Source organism: Leifsonia shinshuensis, assembly GCF_014217625.1.
In the GTDB taxonomy this organism is placed as follows: Bacteria; Actinomycetota; Actinomycetes; order Actinomycetales; family Microbacteriaceae; genus Leifsonia; species Leifsonia shinshuensis_A.
In genome coordinates, this window is the sequence record NZ_CP043641.1 from 409,213 (window position 1) to 427,385 (window position 18,173).

General features: G+C 69.9%; 22 protein-coding genes and 4 tRNA genes. 16 read left to right on the plus strand and 10 right to left on the minus strand.

Annotated elements, in window-relative coordinates; translation table 11 throughout:
- The first annotated feature begins 35 nt into the window (after positions 1–35).
- The 4 genes from F1C12_RS01975 (at position 36) to F1C12_RS01990 (ending at position 5,015) form a co-directional block, all read left to right on the plus strand.
- Positions 36–1,073 (plus strand): aliphatic sulfonate ABC transporter substrate-binding protein, encoded by a 1,038-nt coding sequence (locus tag F1C12_RS01975; RefSeq protein ID WP_185277200.1) that lies wholly within the window; start codon positions 36–38, stop codon positions 1,071–1,073.
- Complete coding sequence (locus F1C12_RS01980; protein ID WP_185277201.1) at positions 1,070–2,593, plus strand: sulfatase-like hydrolase/transferase; 1,524 nt, start codon at positions 1,070–1,072, stop codon at positions 2,591–2,593. The genes F1C12_RS01975 and F1C12_RS01980 overlap by 4 nt, the downstream gene beginning before the upstream one ends.
- Positions 2,590–4,014, plus strand: coding sequence for a sulfatase family protein (locus F1C12_RS01985; RefSeq protein ID WP_185277202.1), 1,425 nt, complete (start codon positions 2,590–2,592; stop codon positions 4,012–4,014). The genes F1C12_RS01980 and F1C12_RS01985 overlap by 4 nt, the downstream gene beginning before the upstream one ends.
- Before the next feature lie 65 nt (positions 4,015–4,079).
- On the plus strand, positions 4,080–5,015 hold the full coding sequence (locus F1C12_RS01990; protein ID WP_185277203.1) for a hypothetical protein: 936 nt from the start codon (positions 4,080–4,082) through the stop codon (positions 5,013–5,015).
- On the opposite strand, the gene F1C12_RS01995 is transcribed toward F1C12_RS01990, so the two are convergent.
- Positions 4,993–6,048, minus strand: a complete 1,056-nt coding sequence (locus tag F1C12_RS01995; protein WP_258046074.1) for a DUF4037 domain-containing protein — start codon at positions 6,046–6,048, stop codon at positions 4,993–4,995. The two genes, F1C12_RS01990 and F1C12_RS01995, sit on opposite strands and share 23 nt — an antisense overlap.
- A gap of 125 nt (positions 6,049–6,173) precedes the next feature.
- Between F1C12_RS01995 and F1C12_RS02000 the strand changes: the two genes are divergently transcribed.
- The gene (locus tag F1C12_RS02000; protein ID WP_185277205.1) at positions 6,174–6,689 is read left to right on the plus strand and encodes a hypothetical protein; all 516 of its coding nucleotides are present in this window, start codon (positions 6,174–6,176) and stop codon (positions 6,687–6,689) included.
- A 59-nt stretch (positions 6,690–6,748) separates the two neighbouring features.
- Here the strand turns inward: F1C12_RS02000 and F1C12_RS02005 are convergent, their stop codons facing one another.
- Positions 6,749–7,345 carry a TetR family transcriptional regulator gene (locus F1C12_RS02005; protein WP_185277206.1) on the minus strand — a complete coding sequence of 199 codons (597 nt, stop codon included), beginning with the start codon at positions 7,343–7,345 and terminating at the stop codon, positions 6,749–6,751.
- Positions 7,346–7,657: 312 nt separating this feature from the next.
- On the opposite strand from F1C12_RS02005, the gene F1C12_RS02010 reads away from it, so the two are divergent.
- The gene (locus F1C12_RS02010) at positions 7,658–8,380 is read left to right on the plus strand and encodes a hypothetical protein (RefSeq protein ID WP_185277207.1); all 723 of its coding nucleotides are present in this window, start codon (positions 7,658–7,660) and stop codon (positions 8,378–8,380) included.
- A 117-nt stretch (positions 8,381–8,497) separates the two neighbouring features.
- Here F1C12_RS02010 and F1C12_RS02015 read toward each other — a convergent pair.
- A tRNA-Val gene (locus tag F1C12_RS02015) sits at positions 8,498–8,573 on the minus strand.
- Positions 8,574–8,787: 214 nt separating this feature from the next.
- Between F1C12_RS02015 and F1C12_RS02020 the strand changes: the two genes are divergently transcribed.
- The 3 genes from F1C12_RS02020 (at position 8,788) to F1C12_RS02030 (ending at position 9,094) form a co-directional block, all read left to right on the plus strand.
- Positions 8,788–8,860 (plus strand) — tRNA-Gly (locus F1C12_RS02020).
- A gap of 69 nt (positions 8,861–8,929) precedes the next feature.
- Positions 8,930–9,000: transfer RNA gene (locus tag F1C12_RS02025), tRNA-Cys, on the plus strand.
- A 22-nt stretch (positions 9,001–9,022) separates the two neighbouring features.
- Positions 9,023–9,094, plus strand: a tRNA-Val gene (locus F1C12_RS02030).
- Positions 9,095–9,160: 66 nt separating this feature from the next.
- Here the strand turns inward: F1C12_RS02030 and F1C12_RS22900 are convergent.
- The gene (locus F1C12_RS22900) at positions 9,161–9,475 is read right to left on the minus strand and encodes a DUF7882 family protein (protein WP_445626110.1); all 315 of its coding nucleotides are present in this window, start codon (positions 9,473–9,475) and stop codon (positions 9,161–9,163) included.
- A 164-nt stretch (positions 9,476–9,639) separates the two neighbouring features.
- On the opposite strand from F1C12_RS22900, the gene F1C12_RS02040 reads away from it, so the two are divergent.
- Both F1C12_RS02040 and F1C12_RS02045 read left to right on the plus strand, forming a co-directional pair.
- Positions 9,640–10,392: a response regulator transcription factor gene (locus F1C12_RS02040; RefSeq protein WP_185277209.1), complete on the plus strand. Its 753-nt coding sequence runs from the start codon at positions 9,640–9,642 to the stop codon at positions 10,390–10,392.
- Between the two features lie 226 nt (positions 10,393–10,618).
- Positions 10,619–10,951: a hypothetical protein gene (locus F1C12_RS02045; RefSeq protein ID WP_219732674.1), complete on the plus strand. Its 333-nt coding sequence runs from the start codon at positions 10,619–10,621 to the stop codon at positions 10,949–10,951.
- Positions 10,952–11,024: 73 nt separating this feature from the next.
- Here F1C12_RS02045 and F1C12_RS02050 read toward each other — a convergent pair whose 3' ends face one another.
- On the minus strand, positions 11,025–11,336 hold the full coding sequence (locus tag F1C12_RS02050) for a hypothetical protein (protein WP_185277211.1): 312 nt from the start codon (positions 11,334–11,336) through the stop codon (positions 11,025–11,027).
- Positions 11,337–11,756: 420 nt separating this feature from the next.
- Here F1C12_RS02050 and F1C12_RS02055 point away from each other — a divergent pair, with 420 nt between their 5' ends.
- On the plus strand, positions 11,757–12,020 hold the full coding sequence (locus F1C12_RS02055; RefSeq protein WP_185277212.1) for a hypothetical protein: 264 nt from the start codon (positions 11,757–11,759) through the stop codon (positions 12,018–12,020).
- 17 nt (positions 12,021–12,037) lie between these two features.
- On the opposite strand, the gene F1C12_RS02060 is transcribed toward F1C12_RS02055, so the two are convergent.
- Both F1C12_RS02060 and F1C12_RS02065 read right to left on the minus strand, forming a co-directional pair.
- A complete protein-coding gene (locus F1C12_RS02060; RefSeq protein WP_185277213.1) occupies positions 12,038–12,292 on the minus strand; it encodes a Smr/MutS family protein in 255 nt (84 codons plus the stop codon).
- An 88-nt stretch (positions 12,293–12,380) separates the two neighbouring features.
- The gene (locus F1C12_RS02065) at positions 12,381–12,833 is read right to left on the minus strand and encodes a hypothetical protein (protein WP_185277214.1); all 453 of its coding nucleotides are present in this window, start codon (positions 12,831–12,833) and stop codon (positions 12,381–12,383) included.
- 131 nt (positions 12,834–12,964) lie between these two features.
- On the opposite strand from F1C12_RS02065, the gene F1C12_RS02070 reads away from it, so the two are divergent.
- From F1C12_RS02070 to F1C12_RS02080, 3 genes are all read left to right on the plus strand, one after another.
- Positions 12,965–13,504 carry a hypothetical protein gene (locus F1C12_RS02070; protein WP_185277215.1) on the plus strand — a complete coding sequence of 180 codons (540 nt, stop codon included), beginning with the start codon at positions 12,965–12,967 and terminating at the stop codon, positions 13,502–13,504.
- Positions 13,505–13,598: 94 nt separating this feature from the next.
- Positions 13,599–14,120 carry a phosphotransferase-like protein gene (locus tag F1C12_RS02075; protein WP_185277216.1) on the plus strand — a complete coding sequence of 174 codons (522 nt, stop codon included), beginning with the start codon at positions 13,599–13,601 and terminating at the stop codon, positions 14,118–14,120.
- Positions 14,117–14,635: a kinase gene (locus F1C12_RS02080; protein ID WP_185277217.1), complete on the plus strand. Its 519-nt coding sequence runs from the start codon at positions 14,117–14,119 to the stop codon at positions 14,633–14,635. The genes F1C12_RS02075 and F1C12_RS02080 overlap by 4 nt, the downstream gene beginning before the upstream one ends.
- A 32-nt stretch (positions 14,636–14,667) precedes the next feature.
- Here the strand turns inward: F1C12_RS02080 and F1C12_RS02085 are convergent, their stop codons facing one another.
- Genes F1C12_RS02085 through F1C12_RS02095 form a run of 3 tightly spaced genes read right to left on the minus strand, consistent with a single transcriptional unit; the run spans position 14,668 to position 17,148 of the window.
- Positions 14,668–15,108, minus strand: a complete 441-nt coding sequence (locus F1C12_RS02085) for a GNAT family N-acetyltransferase (RefSeq protein ID WP_185277218.1) — start codon at positions 15,106–15,108, stop codon at positions 14,668–14,670.
- 55 nt (positions 15,109–15,163) lie between these two features.
- Entirely contained in the window at positions 15,164–15,865 is a 702-nt protein-coding gene (locus F1C12_RS02090) for a response regulator (protein WP_185277219.1), read from the minus strand.
- Positions 15,862–17,148, minus strand: a complete 1,287-nt coding sequence (locus F1C12_RS02095; protein ID WP_185277220.1) for a sensor histidine kinase — start codon at positions 17,146–17,148, stop codon at positions 15,862–15,864. The genes F1C12_RS02090 and F1C12_RS02095 overlap by 4 nt, the downstream gene beginning before the upstream one ends.
- A 217-nt stretch (positions 17,149–17,365) precedes the next feature.
- Between F1C12_RS02095 and F1C12_RS02100 the strand changes: the two genes are divergently transcribed.
- A complete protein-coding gene (locus F1C12_RS02100) occupies positions 17,366–18,112 on the plus strand; it encodes a hypothetical protein (protein ID WP_185277221.1) in 747 nt (248 codons plus the stop codon).
- Positions 18,113–18,173 lie beyond the last annotated feature (61 nt).

The following is an 18,173-nucleotide window of genomic DNA, read 5'->3' on the forward strand; positions in this document are numbered from 1 at the left end:
AGCACCACCTCACACACACAGAAAGCAGCATCGCCATGCGCACAATCCCCGCACGCCTGGGCATCGCCGCCCTCGCCGCCGGAGCACTCGTCCTCTCCCTCGCCGCCTGCAGCACCGGATCGGCCAACGCCGGCTCGGGCTCCAGCGCCAGTGCCACCTCCTGCTCCACCACGCAGAACGTGAACTTCGGCTACATCGGCGACTTCAACGGCACCAGCCTCCTGGCCATCGCCAAGGCCAAGAACATGTGGGCCGCCCACTGCCTCAACGTGAACCCGCAGGTCTTCACCAACGGCCCGCTGCAGATCACGGCCATGGCCTCCGGCAGCCTCGACTTCGGTTACATCGGCCCGGGCGCCCTCTGGCTGCCCGCCTCCGGCAAGGCCAAGATCGTCGCGATCGACACGTTCACCAACGCCGACCGCATCGTCGCGCTGCCGGGCAAGGGCATCAAGTCGATCAAGGACCTCAAGGGCAAGAAGGTCGCCTACCCGAAGGGCACCTCCGGCGAGATGATCCTCCGTCTCGGCCTCCAGAAGGCCGGCATGAGCATGAGCGACATCGACGCGACGCCGCTCGACTACTCGACCCTGACTTCCGCGCTCTCGGCCGGTCAGTTCGACGCGGCCGGCTTCGGCTACCCGCAGCTCACCACCGTGAAGAAGCAGCAGCCGGGCATCATCGAGCTGGCCAAGGACTCCGACTTCGCGAGCTCCATGCGCTTCGTCACCGCGTTCGTCGCCCGGGAGAACCTGCCCACGCAGAACCCGAAGATGGTCTCGGCGGTCCTCGCCGTGCTGAAGGAGGCCAACGACTACCGCCTCGCTCACCGCACCGAGGCCATCAACCTCGTCTCGCAGATGACCAACGTCCCCGTCGACCAGGTGACCACGGACGCCAGCTTCGACCAGCTCGTCTCGTCGAAGTCGCTGGAGGCCTCCACTAAGTCCGGCGACGTCGACAAGTGGCTCGACACCTTCGGTCAGTACTTCACCACGGTCGGCACCCTCCAGCAGCCGGGCAGCGCGAAGGACTACTACACCTCCGACCTCTACGCCAAGGCGGGACATTGACCTCCACCGCTCCACAGCACGACGGCCAGCGCCGGAACATCCTCTTCCTGCTGACCGACCAGCACCGGGTCGACACACTCGGCTGCTACGGCAACACCCGGATCAGCACCCCGGCCCTCGACCGCCTCGCGGCCACGGGCACGCGGTTCGACCGGTGGTACACCCCGACGGCGATCTGCACCCCGGCGCGGGCGAGCCTGCTGACCGGCCAGGCGCCGTTCCGGCACCGCCTGCTCGCCAACTACGAGCGGAACGTCGGATACCTGGAGGACCTGCGCGAGGGTCAGTTCACCTTCGCGCAGGCCCTCCAGGAGGAGGGCTACCGCACCGGCCTGGTGGGCAAGTGGCACGTCGGAACCAACAAGACGGCTGCGGACTACGGCTTCGAGGGCCCGACGCTGCCCGGCTGGCACAACCCGGTCGACAGCCCCGACTACCTCGCCTACCTGGCGCAGAACGGCTACCCGCCGTACGAGATCCACGACCGCATCCGCGGCGTGCTTCCGAACGGCAGCCCGGGCAACCTGCTCGCCGCCCGGCTGAACCAGCCGGAGGAGGCCACCTTCGAGTACTACCTGGCCGAGCGTGCGATCGCGATGCTGCGCGACTACGCGGAGGGGCGCCGGAGCGAGGGGACGCCGTTCTTCCTCGGGCTGCACTACTTCGGGCCGCACCTGCCGTACCTGCTGCCGGACGAGTACTTCGACATGTACGACCCGTCGCAGATCGAGCTGCCGGCCTCCGTGCAGGAGGACTTCCTCGGCAAGCCGCCCGTGCAGCGCAACTACAGCAAGCACTGGACGTTCGACACCATCCCGATCGAGACCAGCCGCAAGCTGATCGCGGTCTACTGGGGCTACGTGACGCTGATCGACCGGCAGCTCGGCCGCGTGCTCGACGCGCTGGACGAACTCGGGCTGTCCGACGACACCGCGGTGTTCTTCTCCAGCGACCACGGCGAGTTCACCGGTGCCCACCGCCTCCACGACAAGGGACCGGCGATGTACGAGGACATCTACCGCACCGCGGGCATCATCCGCGTGCCGGGGATGCCGCCCGGGCAGGTCAGCGACGAGTTCGTGACGCTCACGGACGCGACGGCGACCATCCTCGCCCTCGCCGGCGCCGACACCCGGCCGGCGCTCGACTCCCGCAACCTGCTTCCGCTGGTCGGCGGCGAGGACGTCGACTGGCAGCAGGACGTGCTGTGCGAGTTCCACGGCCACCACTTCCCGTACCCGCAGCGGATGCTGCGCGACCGGCGCTACAAGCTGGTCGTGAACCCGGAGTCGGTCAACGAGCTGTACGACCTGGAGGCCGACCCGGACGAGCTGCACAACCGCTACGAGCATCCCGAGTTCGAGGAGATCCGCGCCCGGATGATGCACCGGCTCTACACGGCGCTGGTCGAGCGGGGGGACAACTTCTATCACTGGATGACGTCGATGTACGACGTGGGAGGGGTCCGTTACGATCCGAGCATGAGCGGACTCGACGAGAGCAGTTACCCGGTCCGATGAGCGAGCGCCGGCCGAACGTGGTGATGATCCTCACCGACGATCACGCGTCCCGCGCGATCGGGGCGTACGGATCGGTGGTGAACTCCACGCCGCGCATCGACGAGATCGCGCGGCGTGGGGTGCTCTTCCAGAACTGCTTCGTCACCAACTCGCTGTGCTCGCCCAGCCGGGCGAGCATCCTCACCGGCACGTACAGCCACGTGAACGGGGTGACGACGCTGGAGACGCCGATCGACGCCTCCCAGCCGACGTTCGTGTCCCAGCTGAAGGCGGCGGGGTACCGGACGGCGATCGTCGGCAAGTGGCACATGGGCCACGGGCCGGGCCACGATCCCGAAGGGTTCGACTTCTGGGACGTGCTGGTCGGCTCCGAGGGGCAAGGGGAGTACTGGAACCCGCTGTTCCTGTCCGAGGCGGGGGAGCGGACCGTCGAGGGGTATGCGACCGACATCATCACCGACCTGGCGCTCTCGTGGCTCGAGACGCTGGACGGCGACGATCCCTGGTGCGTGCTGATCTACCACAAGGCCCCGCACCGGCCGTGGGAGCCGCGGGAGGGGTCGCGGCCGCGAGCCGAGTCCGTGCCGCTCCCGGCCACGTTCGACGACGACTACGCGACGCGGTCGGCGTCGGTGCGGCGCGCGACCATGCGGATCGCCGAGCACCTCGCGCTGGAGGACCTCAAGACCGCGCCGCCGGCCGGTCTCGGCTACGAGGACGCCGCGATCTGGAAGTACCAGCGCTTCATGGAGGACTACCTCGACTGCGTGCGGGCGGTGGACGAGAACGTCGGCCGCGTCATCGACTGGCTCGACGCGCGCGGGCGGTTCGACGACACGCTCCTGATGTACGCCTCCGACCAGGGCTTCTTCCTCGGCGACCACGGCTGGTTCGACAAGCGGCTGATGTTCGAGGAGTCGCTGCGCATGCCGCTGCTGCTCAGCCTCCCGTCGCAGGTGGAGGCCGGCGGCGTGCACGAGGGGATCGTGACGAACGTGGACTGGGCGCAGTCCATCCTGCAGGCCGCGGGGGTGGAGCCCGTGGAGCGGATGCAGGGGAGGAGCTTCTGGGGCGACCTGGTGGCCTCGCCGTCGCCGTCCGCGCCGCCTCCGGCCCACGGCATGTACTACCGCTACTGGGAGAACGACGACGCCTCGCACCGTGCGCCGGCGCATTACGGCTACCGCACGCGCACGCACAAGCTCATCTACTACTACAACGACGGCCTCGGGCTTCCGGGAACGGGGCACTTCACCTACCCGCCGGAGTGGGAGCTGTACGACCTGGTGCGCGACCCCGAGGAGCTGCACAACGTGTACGGGGACCCGTCGTACGCGGACGTGCGCGACGAGCTCACGGCGGCGATGCGGAGCGAGCAGGCCCGGGTGGGGGATCTGCCGCATCCGAGCCAGGGGGTCTAGGAGGACGGAGAACACCGTACTGGCACGGATTGTGCGGCCTGTTCCGCATCGCTAGCCTTCGGGTCATGACGGACCTGACCGGCTCCCTGCCGCCCGCGACGAATCGCTTCGCCTGGGTGCGCAAGCTCCTGCCCCGGATCGTGATCGGCTCGCTGATCGCCGCGGCGCTCGTCGGCGTCTACGCCGTGATCATCGGCAACTGGGACGAGACCTGCTGGCGGCTGATCGGCACGATCGGGCTGCTGGTGTTCTTCTCGCTGGTGTCCTGGTACGACGCCGACGTGTCCGCGCGGCGGGCGCCCTGGTTCGGGGCGGTCTCGGTCGCGCTGTCGGCGTTCCTGCTGCTGGACGGGCTGGTGAAGCTCTGGTCGCCGGCGTTCGGCGATCAGTCCGGCGACGACACCGGCGGGACGTCCTCCTGGGGCGTCTTCGGCTGGCTGGCGCTCGTCGCCGTGGTGCGCCTCGGCCTCCTGCACATCCACCTGGTGCTGAACACGCAGCGGCGCTTCACCGGCCCGATCATGTCCAAGGTGACGCTGTGCACCCTGGTGCTGGTCGGGGCGCTCACGCTCGGACTGGCGGCGCCGCTGGTGTTCGACCATGTGGAGTTCACGGACGCCTACTGGCGCCTCATCGGAGCGATCGCGATCCTGGACGCGCTCGGGACCATCCTGATCCCGCTGACGTACACGCTGTTCGGGCCGAAGTCGGGGGACAAGCGCCGGGGGCGGGAGGCGGTGGCGTATGTGCCTGTCGTCACGGGGCCTGCCGCTGCTCCGGCGCCCGCGGCTGCTCCGCCTGCTGCGGCCGCGCCTGCTGCGGCCGCGCCTGCTGCGGCCGCGCCGGCTCCTGCCGCCCCTGCCGCTCCGGCATCCGCCTACCCGAACGTCGCCACGCCGGGCGGCGGCTACCGCCTGGAGTGGCCGCGTTACGTGAACGGCGCCCCGCTGCCGGCCCGGCCGGACGGCTCGCCGGACTTCACGGGCGTGGTCGGGTACTGAGCCAGGAGGCCAGCGCCCGGCGCGCGTGAGGGTCCATAAGCAGGTCGACGTTGTCCGTGACCTGCTCGACCGATCCCGGACCGGGTCTCAGTGCGCTGACCTCCGGATCGGCGATCGGCGCCACGAGCTGCCTGACGATCTCCGGATCCGGGTGCAGGTACGGCCGGTCCCAGAACGGCACGGTGGCGCGACGCACGTCGGTGAGCCCGAGACCGTTCTGCTGATCCAGCAGCGTCTCCAGGGCGTCGGCGGCGGCGTTCTGCCGATCCGCGAGAGTTGTTCCGCCCACGATCCCGGCCACCGGATCGGCGAGCCGCGCTCCGGACGGCAGCGTTCGGAAGACCGTTCCGAGCCACTTCGCGTACGGCGGCCAGCGGCGTTCCAGGAGGAAGGCCAGATGCATGACGATGTGCGCGACGCGGGCGGCGATCACCCGCGAGCCGGTCTCATCGCCCACATCGGCGGCTCGTCCCATCAGGGGGAGCTCCTGCGCGACCCGAGCCCAATCGCAGGCGAGCAGGTACCTCCAGACATCGTCCGGGTACCATTCCAGCGCGCGGCGAGCCGTGCTGAGGTCGCCGGAACGATCCACGAAGACCGGCCCGGCGACGACTTCCAGTGCGGCCTGGCCGGACAGCGAGAGCCAGTCGCGGATCTCAACGCCCCGGCGCGGATCGAATCCGAGGCGCGACTCCAGAAACGCCGAGACGGAGCCGACGTCCACGTGATTCCGTGCCGTCGCCTGCCCGGTGAAGGCGAACCGGGTCGGGTGCCCGCGGAAGCGATCGGGGAGAGCCCGCTCGATCGTCTCGGCGACGTCTCCGACCGCGTTCTCCGGCACGAACAGGCTCAGGCGCAGTCCCCAGTCGTGATCGCGGGACACCGCATCGTCCAGCCCGAGGACGTCGGAGCCCGTCCCCAACCGCCCGGCAGCGAACGGCAGGCCGGGGAAGCGCGTGGACAGGATCGGGTCGACCACGTCCGTGAAATACGTTCGAGCGAGTTCGAGGCCTGTCACGTCACCGTCGGTCACGATCCCCATCCTGGTCGACGGCGGCTCCGGGCCGCAAACGACGGGCGGGTGTCTTGCCGGAGCCTCGCCGGAGGGTATGTGCTGGGTGCCATCGACACGATGAGCACTTTCTCTGGGAGGGCATGATGGAGACTTCGACGTACTTCGGCACCGACATCGCGGGGATGATGCACGCTGCCCGCGCGGAGGCGCGACGCATCACGGAAGCCAACAAGGGCGATTTCGTCAGCGACCACAAGGCGATCCTCGAGCGGCTGGAGGCTGCCGACCTGATCACCGACGAGGAGGTGCAGACCCTTCTCGACCTCTACGTGCTCGGGTACGAAGCCGGAGAAGGCAAGGGCGACCCGCAGCGCGCGTACTTCGAGTCGCGCCAGGTCTACGACCGGCTCGCCGCAGGCGGCAATGCCAGTCCCGTTGCCCTGGTGGTCGCCTCCGCCGCCGTCGGCTCGTTCGAGATCTCCGTGAACCCCGAAGGATCCACCACGGTCAGCATCGCCCGGGTCAGCTACGGCTCGAGTCTGGCGGGAATCGGCGCAGGCATCGGCTCCCTCCTCGGCGGCCCGGCAGGCGGCGTGCTCGGCGGCGCGATCGGAGGGCTGATCGGGGGCATCGTCGATGACAAGAAGGGGAAGAAGTAGGCCTCACACCGACGATGGCAGCACGATCTGCGATTCCGCCTTGGTGGTTCGCCGATCGTTCAGCCGGCTCCGCCTGTGCGCAGCCCCGGAGTGAGAAGCCGCCAGAGCGCTTCGAGCTCGGCGTCGACCAGTTGTTCCGTCCCGGAGTCGATCGCGACGGAGAGGACTCCGAAGAGGCAGTTGACGATCGTCTTCGCAGCGCGCGCGCGGTTCAGCGAGTCGGGTGCGTCGCCGTCCTCCACGGCCTCGTCGAGAAACGGGATGAAGCGTTCCGCCCAGGCGTCGTAGGGGTTGGTGCCCTGGGGGACGAGCCGGAGCTCTTGGCTGAGTCGCATCGCAGCGCGTGTTCGAATGTTGGTCGCCATTGTTCGCGTCACCCGCCAGGCGAGAAGGCGCATGCCGGAGAGGCCCCGGCCGCCCTGGTCTCGCACATCCTGCACGAGTGCCGGCCACGCATCGAAGCGTCCGGAGAGCACGGCGTCCGCCATCGCCTGCTTGGACTCGAAGTGGAAGTAGACGGCGCCCTTCGTGAACCCCGTGGCGGTGATGATCCGGTCGAGCCTCGCTCCACTGAATCCGTAGCGCGCGAACTCGGCGGCGGCGGCGTCGAGTATCGCTTCGCGGGTCTCGAGAGCCTGCCGAGCGCGCTCTGCCATTCGCCGAACCTTCCTGGACAGGAGCGTTAGCGCTCCGCTGAAGGATATCGCGCGGTGCACGGGATGTTGGACTGGCGCTGCATGCGACCCTCGCAAACCATATGGTTTGGCGAGCCTGTGTCGAATGGTTGCAAAGGCTGGATATGGCCTATATCGTTTCCACTGCGCTTACCGGGGTTTTGGTATGTGATGAACACATCGAGCCACGAGCTATGGGGAGCAGGTTCACCGGTGAGAGAAATGCAGTGGCGAGGGCGGCGTGGGGGCGCCGCCCCCCTCGGCGTGCGACTGACCGCATGGGGGCTCACTGCGGTGCTGGTCGGCGCGGCGCTTGCTGCATGCACTGCGACCCAGCCCAGGCCGTCTGCCCGCTCGACGATCTCGACCGCTGCTTGGCCGACCGCGCAGATCTATCACACCGGTCGTACCTCGCCGACGTTGCTCGTCCCCGCGGGCGCTCGCTCACTGCACATCGATTTCAGCTGCACCTACGGTCTGTACTCGGTGGTACCGAGCGCTGACATGGATCGGCGCCACGGAACCTGCGGCGGTGCACAAGCATTCGACTTCGACATCCACACCATCGCCGAGGGCACGAGACTCATCATCGATCTCGTCGTCCCCGACGGCACCCGACTGGCTGCGACGATGAACTTCAGCACTGCCTCCTTCAGACCCGATCCCGTGACGGCCAAGCAGTGCGCCGCCCTCAGCAAGATCCAGGAGGCGTACTGGAACGCCGACCAAGGCCACGATCACGGGGACGTGTCGGATGCGCAATGGGTGGAGCAGACCGCGGCAGCGAAGGCGGACGTTGCAGCTCTGGCCGCCGACGCGAAAAGGGAGCCCTCCTCCGCGGGCCTGCTGGGCACGGTCATCCCGTCCCTCGCTGACTGGCTGACGGGGGCCGGGGATCACCCCGGCGCGATCTTGCATGCGCCGGCGGGAGACTTCACGGCGGCCGACTCGCTGGCAGGGCAGATCTGCACAGCGAATGGGACCTCACTGGTCATCGACTCCAAATACGGCGGGTGATGTCCGTGGCTCGCACGCGCGAGCGAGTCGTGCCACGACAGCGGGCCTACACGTCACCGACAACTCGAGGCGCCGCCAGAAAATACAAAACCCCCGGTCTACCGGGGGCTTTCGTGGTGGTGGGCGATACCAGACTCGAACTGATGACCTCTTCCGTGTGAAGGAAGCGCGCTACCAACTGCGCCAATCGCCCATGGGCTCGTCGCCCGTGCGTTCGCGGCCGGCATTCCGGCTGCGAGTCTCGATACTAGCCGACGCCGGCCCCGGATTGCACATCGGCCCCGCGCGCCGGGCGTTGCGCCGGGCGTCGCGCTGCGCGACACACCCGGCCGGCGGGTCCGGTTTTGTCATCGGCCCGGGGATCGGCTAAAGTCATTCAAGTGCCGCGGGAGACCGGGGCGCGAAATGCGGATGTAGCGCAGTTGGTAGCGCATCACCTTGCCAAGGTGAGGGTCGCGAGTTCGAGTCTCGTCATCCGCTCGAGTCGGCCTGGTATCTCCGGATTCCAGGCCTCTCGAATACGGTACGGTTCTTCCGTGTTGTGGCTTCGGTGGATTGGCCGAGAGGCGAGGCAGCGGCCTGCAAAGCCGTATACACGGGTTCGAATCCCGTATCCACCTCGATCCTGAGCACTCAGGCTCTGGGCGATTGGCGCAGCGGTAGCGCGCTTCCCTGACACGGAAGAGGTCACTGGTTCGATCCCAGTATCGCCCACAGAAAGAAACCCCCGGCATGCCGGGGGTTTCTTGGTTTCATGAGGTCTCGCGCGACGGCGCCACCTCAGCGTGGCCCAGGGGCGATATCCGCAGAGGCGATTTCAGCAGGGGCGACCTGAACGGCGCGCGCAGCCGCATCGAGTCGAATTCCGAAGTTCGAGTTCGCGGCTTGAGTGAGGGTCTCGATGAGATCGCGCCGGACCTCGAGGACACGCGCACTGAGGTACGTGAACTGAAGCTCCACGGTTGGGCCGACGACGACTGTGCGGCGTCCCGAAGTCTCGTCCGTGCTGTCTCGCCAGGACAGAAGGAAGGGCTCGCGCCGGCGCATCTTGGTGAAACTGACGACTTCGAGAGCCTGCAGAAGGACGTCATCCACGTCGATCCGCAAACCGTTCGCTCCGTATAAAAGTGAACCCAATCCTGGCCCTTCGTCTGACGAACGTCACGCGGACGCCTCCTGCTCAAAGCCAACATCCTACGATTCCTGATGGGGGTGGAAATACACCCCCACGGGTGTAGCTCGCGCCCTATGATCAACGCATGACCCCCATCCGGATCGCCCTCGTCAATGACTACGAGGTGGTCGTCAAAGGACTTGCGGCGATGCTTCACGGCTATCGACACGCCCTCGAGGTCGCAGAGTTGGATGCGCAAGCGCCCGTCGTCGAGCACGTGGACATCGCTCTCTACGACACCTTCGCGGCGACGTCGGGTGACCGCGATGAAGTGAAGGCACTCGCGGCCAACCCGAGGATCGGCAAAGTCGTCGTGTACTCGTGGGACATGAACGAGCGCCTCGTCTCCACTGCTCTGTCGAATGGCGCGGGCGGATACATCTCCAAGGGCGTGACGGCACAGGAGCTGGTCACGGCTCTGCATGAAGTGCACCGCGGCGAGAATCTCATCCACCCGGTTCCTTCGGGTTCACAGGCAGCCGCCGTCGGCGACTGGCCCGGCCGCGAGGAAGGGCTGACCCCTCGCGAATCGGAAATGCTCGCACTCATCACCCAAGGCTTGAGCAACACCGAGATCGCAGAGCGCACCGGCTTGTCGATCAATTCGATCAAGTCCTACATCCGAACCTGTTATCGGCGCATCGGCGTCGGCAACCGCTCGCACGCGATTCTGTGGGCACTCGAGCACGGATTCCTCCCCGACAACATCCGAATGATCGTTTCGCGTTCGCACACGAGAGCCCGGGTACTCGGTGCTGCCGATTCGCCGGTGTCGACGGCCGTGATCTCCGGTTCCGATTCCCTGCCCGACGTTCTGAACGGCGACCTCGCCCAGTAGCCCCCTGTCCATCAGCGGCCAGCGCCACCTCGACGCGACCCTGCGGCCGGCGATCCACGCGAACGCGCCCGCCGGGTGACGCCGAAGTCCGCCCGGCATCGGTTAAGCTCGCATTCGGCGTCGGAGTCCTCGGCGCCTCCTGTTCCAGCCAGCACCCGATCGCGCTCAGTACAGGCGTACAGTTCGCGACACCTGCCCCCCGGTGGGCAGAGGCTGGAGTCAACCGATGCGTGAGCCTTCGTTCACGACCTGCGAAGCATGGATGGGGCAGGTCGAGCGCTACCTGGACGGCCACGGCGGCGAGGCCATGATGCGGCGCCACGACGTCGATCGCGACGCGGTGCTGAACGTGGCGCGCGTCGAACTGGACAACGTCGACGCCGAGGGCCGCTCGCGGCTGACCCACGAACAACTCGCCCGGCTCGTCGATGAACCGCGCAAGACGGTCGCCCGGGCGCGGCTCGTACTGATCGACAGCGGCTTCGAGGCTTTGGAGTCCGACCCGCGGCGGGCGGGCCACGCGACGCGGGTGCTGCAGCGGCAGCCGTCGACGGCGTGAACGGGGAGACCCACGCCGCACATCCCCCGAGGGGTGCGACGTGGGTCCCGCCGATCGCGATGCCCGCCCCGCCTCAGGCGCGGGTCCGGGTCGCCTCGGCTGCCTCCACCTCCGTCAGGAGGGGCGGAGGCGTCTTCTCGTCGACGACCGTCCGTGGCGCGTCGATCATGACCAGCCGCTCGACGGCTTCGTCGAGCGTGAGCACGATGACCATCGGATGCGGCTTCGCCCACGAGTTGACGATGTACCCGAGACCGGACCTGATGATCGAGCCGACGCACTCGGCCGACGCGCCGTGCTCACGGAAGAGCAGCCAGCGCTCGCCCTCGTAGAGGCTGTAACGCCACTCGCCCACGTCGAACCGCTCGACCAGTTCCAGGACCATGTTCGGTCACCTCGATTCCGCGCGCGAGCGAAGGCGGCGGGCGCACCTCCGGTCGCGTCTACGACAGGCATATCGTAGGTCGGCCGCCGCGACTATGCCTAGGATCTCGCGCCGGGAGCGCGCGATGTGGATCGGGGGTGCGCGATCCGGTCCCAGAACGTGAGTTCGGCGGTCCGGCCGCCCAGGGACCACTCTTCCGTGCGCTCGTGGATTCCGATGTATTCCCGGTCTCCGCCGGACGGCCGGTCGGAGAAGAAGATCGCAGACGGGTGCTCCTCCGAGACGATCAGGCGGCCGCCTCGGCGACGTCTGCGATCCGCAGGTCCGCGCCGCCTCCGAGCCGGGCACGTGCCTGCTCCAGCATCCCGGCGCTCGCGTCGATCCCCGTCACGATCGCACCGCGGTCGCGGAGATCGGGTCATGACCACCATCGTCGCAGCGCACGGCACGCGAAGCGCGTGCTTCGCGCCGCCCCGGCGCGCCCGGCGTATGCTCGGCCGCATGAGCAGCATCCGTGAGCGGATCTCCGCCTGGTTCAAGCGCGAGCGTGAGTACGTGCCGCCGCCCGGTCGGCAGACCGAGGACACCACGCGGCGGCTGCCTGATGGCGGAGCGATTCAGCGAATGCCGGGCGATGGGGTGGATCCGGCGAGCGTGAATGCGCGAACCGGGCGCAACCCGTAGGCGCTGCCTGCCCGGCGTCACTTCCACCGGAAGTGCACAAACACCCGCCCGAAGTTCTTCGAGTCCTTCTCGACCCGGTGGTACTGGGACTTGATCTCCGGCTGGTCGAGGAAGCGCAGCACCCGCTTCTTCAACGCGCCGGAGCCCTTTCCCGGGATGATCTCCACCAGCGGCGCCTTCTTCGCGACCGCGTCCGCGATGACCGCGCGCAGGGCGCGATCGATGTCGCCGCCCCGGTTGTAGATGTCGTGCAGGTCGAGCGTCAGCTTCATGCGCCCATCCTCCACCCAAGGGGTGCTGCCCGATCCGTGCGTGGTCACGACGATGGCCTCCCGCCCGGTTCCGCGCCGGTCCCCACGCCTACTCCCGCGTCGCCGCGACGATCGCCCGGGGACCCTGAGGCCAGCCGTCCCAACCGCGGAGGGCGAGCCGATAGCGGGAGCCGACCTGGAGGGATCGGGCGAGGTGTTGCGCAGCGGAGTCGGGGAAGCGCTCGCCGTCGCGGGTCACCTGCAGGCGGCCGCAGCTCGTGCGCAGGTCCCAGTCCGTGCCGAGGAAGCCGGACTTCGAGTAGACGGGGTGGGACGACGCCGAGTCGATCGTGCAAACGGCGTGGGACTCGACGTTCCACCAGACGCCGTCGACGGTGAGGTCGACGAGCGCGAACAGCGCGACCGCGAACGCGACGAAGGCACCCATGAGTTCGATCTTCGCCCGGCGGGCCCGCCGTGGGGTGACCGGCGGCGCCGGCGGAGTCGGCGTGTGCGCGGTGAGCGGCTGCGCGTCGAACCCGGCCTGCAGCCGTTGCGCCATCGACCTCCGTGGCATCGCCCCTCCCGGTGCGATCGTAGTGGCCCACCGGGCGGCAGCGCGCGAATCCCCCCGTTCGCGGTCGAATGCGTGGATACTTGACCCACACCGGCGTGCCGACCTGGGGGAGGATCATGAGCGTCGACCTGGACCGTCCGACGACGGCTGCGAACGGATCGGACCGACGCGGCCAGGGCTCGCGCCGCTGGCCGGCGCTCGTCGTCGGCCTGGTGCTTGGCGTCGTGCTCGGCATCCTCGGGACGATCGGCGTGGGCGCTCTCACGGGAAGCGTGTCGCCGACCCTCTCGGGCGCCGCCTCGGAGATTCCGGCGTTCGCCCAGCCCCAGCAGCACGCGGACCTGATCCCGACGGACGTCCCCGGCTTCGACGAGGCGTTCATCGTCCGCGGCTCGTCACGGCTGGCGGGGGAGGCCGGCGGGATCTCGTACTACCTGTCCCGGTCCACGCGCGGCCAGGTGTGCCTGCTGATCCTCCCCGCCGACCCGTCGAAGCAGTGGGCGCAGAGCTGCGCCGATGGCATCCCGTTCGCGGTCTCCAGCGCGGGCGCCGGGAGCGCGCGGGTGGTCGGCTCGACCAGTCCGACGCCATCGGGTGCGACGCGGCTCGGGCTGAACGTCCTCGTCGATCCGGCGTCGATGTCGCTGAACGAGTGACCCGGCGCCCCGAGCCGATTGTCGTGTCGCCGGCGCCGTCGCCGTCCCGACCCGACCCCACCCGCGAGCGCGCCGGGCCTGCGAGAATCACGGGATGCACGCAGTGTTCCTGAACGGCACGGTCGGCGTCGGCAAGACCTCCGTCGCCGGGGCGCTGAGCGACCTCGAAACGCGCCCGCACGCCGTCATCGACCTCGACGAGGTCCGCCGTTTCCGCCCTGCTCCGGCCGGCGACCCGTTCAGCCTGGAGTTGCAGCTCGCGAACGTCGCCGCCCTGACGGCGAACTACGCCGCGGCCGGCGCGGAGCTGGTCGTCATCGCCGGGGTCATCGAGTCGCGGGCGGACGCGGAGCGGTTCCGGCGGGCGGTCGGCGGTTCCGCGACCTTCGTGCGGCTGACGGCGGACGCCGCGGTCATCGAGGGCAGATTGCGGGCCCGTCACGGTGACGACGCGGACGGACTTGCCTGGCATCTGGCCCGCGCCGCCGAGCTGACGGCGATCCTCGACTCCGCGGGTCCGGACGGGGAGGTGGTCGACACGAGCACCCTCGATGCGGAGGTGGCGGCGCGTCGGGTACTCCGAGCGGTCGCGGCCGGCCGGGAGGCGCGGGCATGAGGACGGGCGCGTCCGGCGTCCTCGTGGTGCTCCGCGGCAACTCCGGCTCCGGCAAGTCCACCGTGGCGCGCCTGGTGCAGGCCGGCTTCGGCCCAGGCGAGTGCCTCGTCGTCCCGCAGGACACGGTACGGCGGGAGCTCCTGGGCGACACCGACTCCGCGGGCGCGGGCGACATCGACCTGATCGAGACGATCGCCGGGTGGGGTCTCGCCCGCGGGCTCGTGGTCGTGGTCGAGGGCATCCTCAACGCCGGACGCTACCAGCGGGCCCTCGAACGCCTCGCCGGCATGGCGTCGGGTTCGCACTTCTTCGGGTGGGACCTCCCTCTGGAGGAGACCCTCCGGCGGCACGGGACGCGGACGAAGGCGGACGCTTTCACCGCGGACGAGATGAGCGACTGGTATCACGGCTGGCAGCCGCTGGACTTCGTGACCGAGCGTCGATTCGACACCTCGGTGAGCGCGCGGGAGGCGGCCGACCGCGTCCTCGAAGCGTCACGTCACGGCGGCCTCTGACCGCAGGCAGGCGGTCCGCCCGTGCTCCTGCGCTACTCCCGCACGCCCGCGTACCGCATCAGCGTCGACTCCCGGCGGACGAACCCCACCGACTCGTACAGCGCGATCGCCGCCGTCCGGCTCGGGCGCGACGTCAGGTCGAGCGTCCGGAGGCCTCGCGTCTCGGCCAGCTCGATGATCGCCTCCAGCAGCCGCCGGGCGACGCCCTGGCCGCGGTGCGCGTCGTCGACCACCACGTCGTCGACGTGGCCGCGCCAGCCGGTCGCGAGCGGGAACGACGCCAGCGTCGCCATCCCGGCCACCTCCCCGTCAACACGGGCGACGAGCAGGTCGGCGCCGGGGTGGTCCAGCATCGCCAGGATCCGCTCCGCGTCGAACGTGGACGAGCGCGAGAGCTGGGGCAGCAGCCTGCCGAGCGCGTCCAGGTCGGTGTCGGAGAGGGCGGTCGGGATGTCGATCTCGATCGTGGTCATGCGCTCCACCGTAACCTCCCCTCGCCGTCCGCCCCTGGCCGGGCGGGCGCCGGCGTCACCCGCCCGGCCGCACCAGCCCCGCCTCGTACGCGAACACCACCGCCTGCACCCGGTCGCGCAGCCCCAGCTTCGCCAGGATGCCGGTCACGTGCGACTTCACGGTCGCCTCGCCGACGTACAGCGCGCGGGCCGTCTCGGCGTTCGACTTGCCCTGGGCGATCGCGATCAGGACTTCGCGCTCGCGCGGCGTGAGCACGTCGAGCTCGCTCACCAGGGCGGGGGAGGGCGCGGCGGCGTAGGCGTCCATCAGGCGGCGCGTGATCGCCGGGGACAGCAGCGCCTGGCCGCGGTGGACCGTCCGGACCGCGTCGGCGAGGCTTTCGGCGGGGGAATCCTTCAGCAGGAAGCCCGCCGCTCCCGCGCGCAGCGCGCCGTAGACGTACTCGTCGGTCTCGAACGTGGTCAGCGCGACGACCTGCGCGCGGCTGGAGGCGACGATCCGGCGGGTGGCCTCGATGCCGTCGAGGACGGGCATCCGGAGGTCCATCAGCACGACGTCGGGGTCGTGCGCGCGGACCTGCTCGATGGCCTGGTCGCCGTCCGCCGCCTCGCCGACGACGGCGATGTCGGGCTGCGTCTGCAGGATGGAGTGGAGGCCGCCGCGCACCAGGCCCTGGTCGTCGACGATGAGGACGCGGATGGGACGCGCACCCTCACCGGCGACCTCCCCGGCCGGCGCATCATCCGGAGCGCTCATCGCCCGCCCCCGTCGTCCGCGGCCGGCAACCGCGCGGACACCCGGAACCCGCCGTCCGGCGTCGGCCCCGCCTCCAGCGTCCCGCCGAACAGCCGCGCCCGCTCGCGCATCCCGACGAGCCCATGCCGCCCGCTGCCGCGGCCCGACGGCACGCCCCGGCCGTTCGTCACCTCCACCTCGACCGCGTCCGGCCGGTACCGCACGACCGCGGCCACCGGCGCCGTCGCCGCGTGGGCCGCCGCGTTCGTCAGGCTCTCCTGCAGGATGCGGTACGCGGACACGTCCACGCCAGGCGGCAGCGGCCGCGGCGCGCCATCGGCTCGGAACGTCACCGGCATCCCGGCCTCGGCGAACCGGGCGACGAGCCGCGCCGCGTGGGCCAGCGAGGGCTGGGGGTCCAGGGCTTCGGGCTCCTGGTCGCTCAGCAGGCCGACCATGCGCCGCATCTCGGCCAGCGCCTCCCGCCCCGTCGCCTCCACCGCCCGCAGCGCGGCCTCGCTCGCCGCCGGGTCCTCGTGCAGCGACAGCCGCGCCGACCCGGACTGCACCACCATCACCGTCACGCAGTGCGCCACCACGTCATGCAGTTCGCGCGCGATGCGATCGCGCTCGGCCTGGAGGGCGCTCGCCGTCCGGGCGGACTCGGCGGCCTCCACCTCCGCCAGGCTCTCCCGCAGCGCGTGCCGGGTGCGCGCCCACGACCGCAGCACCAGGCCGACGCCCCAGGCCGCGAGGATGACGGTGAGGTCCACCTCCAGGTCGTTGACGTTCACGAAGCCGGGGATGACGAGCGAGTAGACGCCGATCAGCGCGAGCGGCGGCGCGACGCTCCACCACTGCAGCGGGTCGCGCGCATGCCGGGCGGCGCTGTAGACAGCGACCAGGATGACGGCGAGGCTCCAGAGCACGACCGGGGTGTCGAGGAGGACGCGGCAGCCGACCATGATTCCGACGACCGCGAGCAGCGCCGTGAAGGGGCGGACGCGCCGCACGGCGTTGGGAGCCGCGGCCAGGACCACAGCGGTCACCTGGACGGGGAGGCTCGCGGTCGACTCGTAGACGTTGTCCGGCCGGGTCAGCACCTCGGCCACCGACCCCGCGGCGAGCACGGCAGCCAGCAGGCCGTCCAGCACGACCGTCCGTCCGGCAGGGCCGCGCGGCCCTGGCGCCTGCACCGGCCCCGTCGCCTGCCGTGCGTCCCCCACTGCGACTTCCACAGCGACCTCGACCTCCACAGCGAACTCGAACTCCTCAGCGACCTCGACCTCCCCCGAGGCGAACACGGCAACAGTGTAGGCCGCCGCCGGCGACCGCCGGATCCCCCGGAGGTCGGGGACGGCCTCCCACCCGGGTCGCAGACGCCCACCGCGGCGGCGCTCGACGGGCGCCCACCCCGCGACGGGCCACGAAGCGACCGCGGACGGTGGGGCGGCCGGCGCCCCGGCGACAGGATCGGCACCGTCGCGCACCCGGCGCGACCTCGACCGAGAGGGACCAGCCATGACCGACACCCGCAAGACCGGAGACATCCGCAAGCCGCGAACGCCAGGAGGCACCCGCGAGCCCGGCGTCGCCTCCGCCCGCCGCATCCTCCTCGGGACGACGATGATCCTCGCCCCGGCGATCCTCCTGCTCGGCCACCTCCTCACGGTCCCGGCCGACGAGCCCGTGCCCGCGCTCCTCCGCGACATCAGCGGCAAGCCCACGCTGTACGTGCTGTCCACGATCATGATCGCGTTCGGCGTGCTGCTGCTCCCGCTGTCGTTCGTCGGGATGATGCGGTTCGCGCCGGCCCGCGGGGGAGCGCTGGTGACGATCGGCGCGGCGCTCGCCACGATCGGGGCGATCGGCGCCGGCGCAGGCAACGCGATGTTCGGGATGGTGCTGGGCTCGCTGCTGCCCGCGCACCCCGACCTCGCCACCCAGGTCATCCGGATCGCCGGCGACGCGCCGGCGGCGACCTGGCAGTGGCAGCTGTTCTACCTCTTCCCGATCGGCCTGGTGCTGATCGCGATCGGGCTGATCCTCGCGCGGCGCCTGCCGGTGTGGATGCCGATCGTGTTGGGCACGGGCACCCTCCTGCTGCTGGTGTCGGGTGCGGGAGGGCTGCTGACGTTCCTCCTGCTGCTGCCGCTCGGTGTGGGGTTGGCGGCGCCGGGGGTCGTGCTGCTCGGCCGGTCGCGTGCGGGCGGGGATGGGGGACTCCCGGACGACGGCGCACGCGCTGTACCCACGTCGATGAAATGACCGAGTACGGCTAATGGCACCGTTCGATCGCAAAACGTGCTGGAAGCGCGGGGAGCGCCGC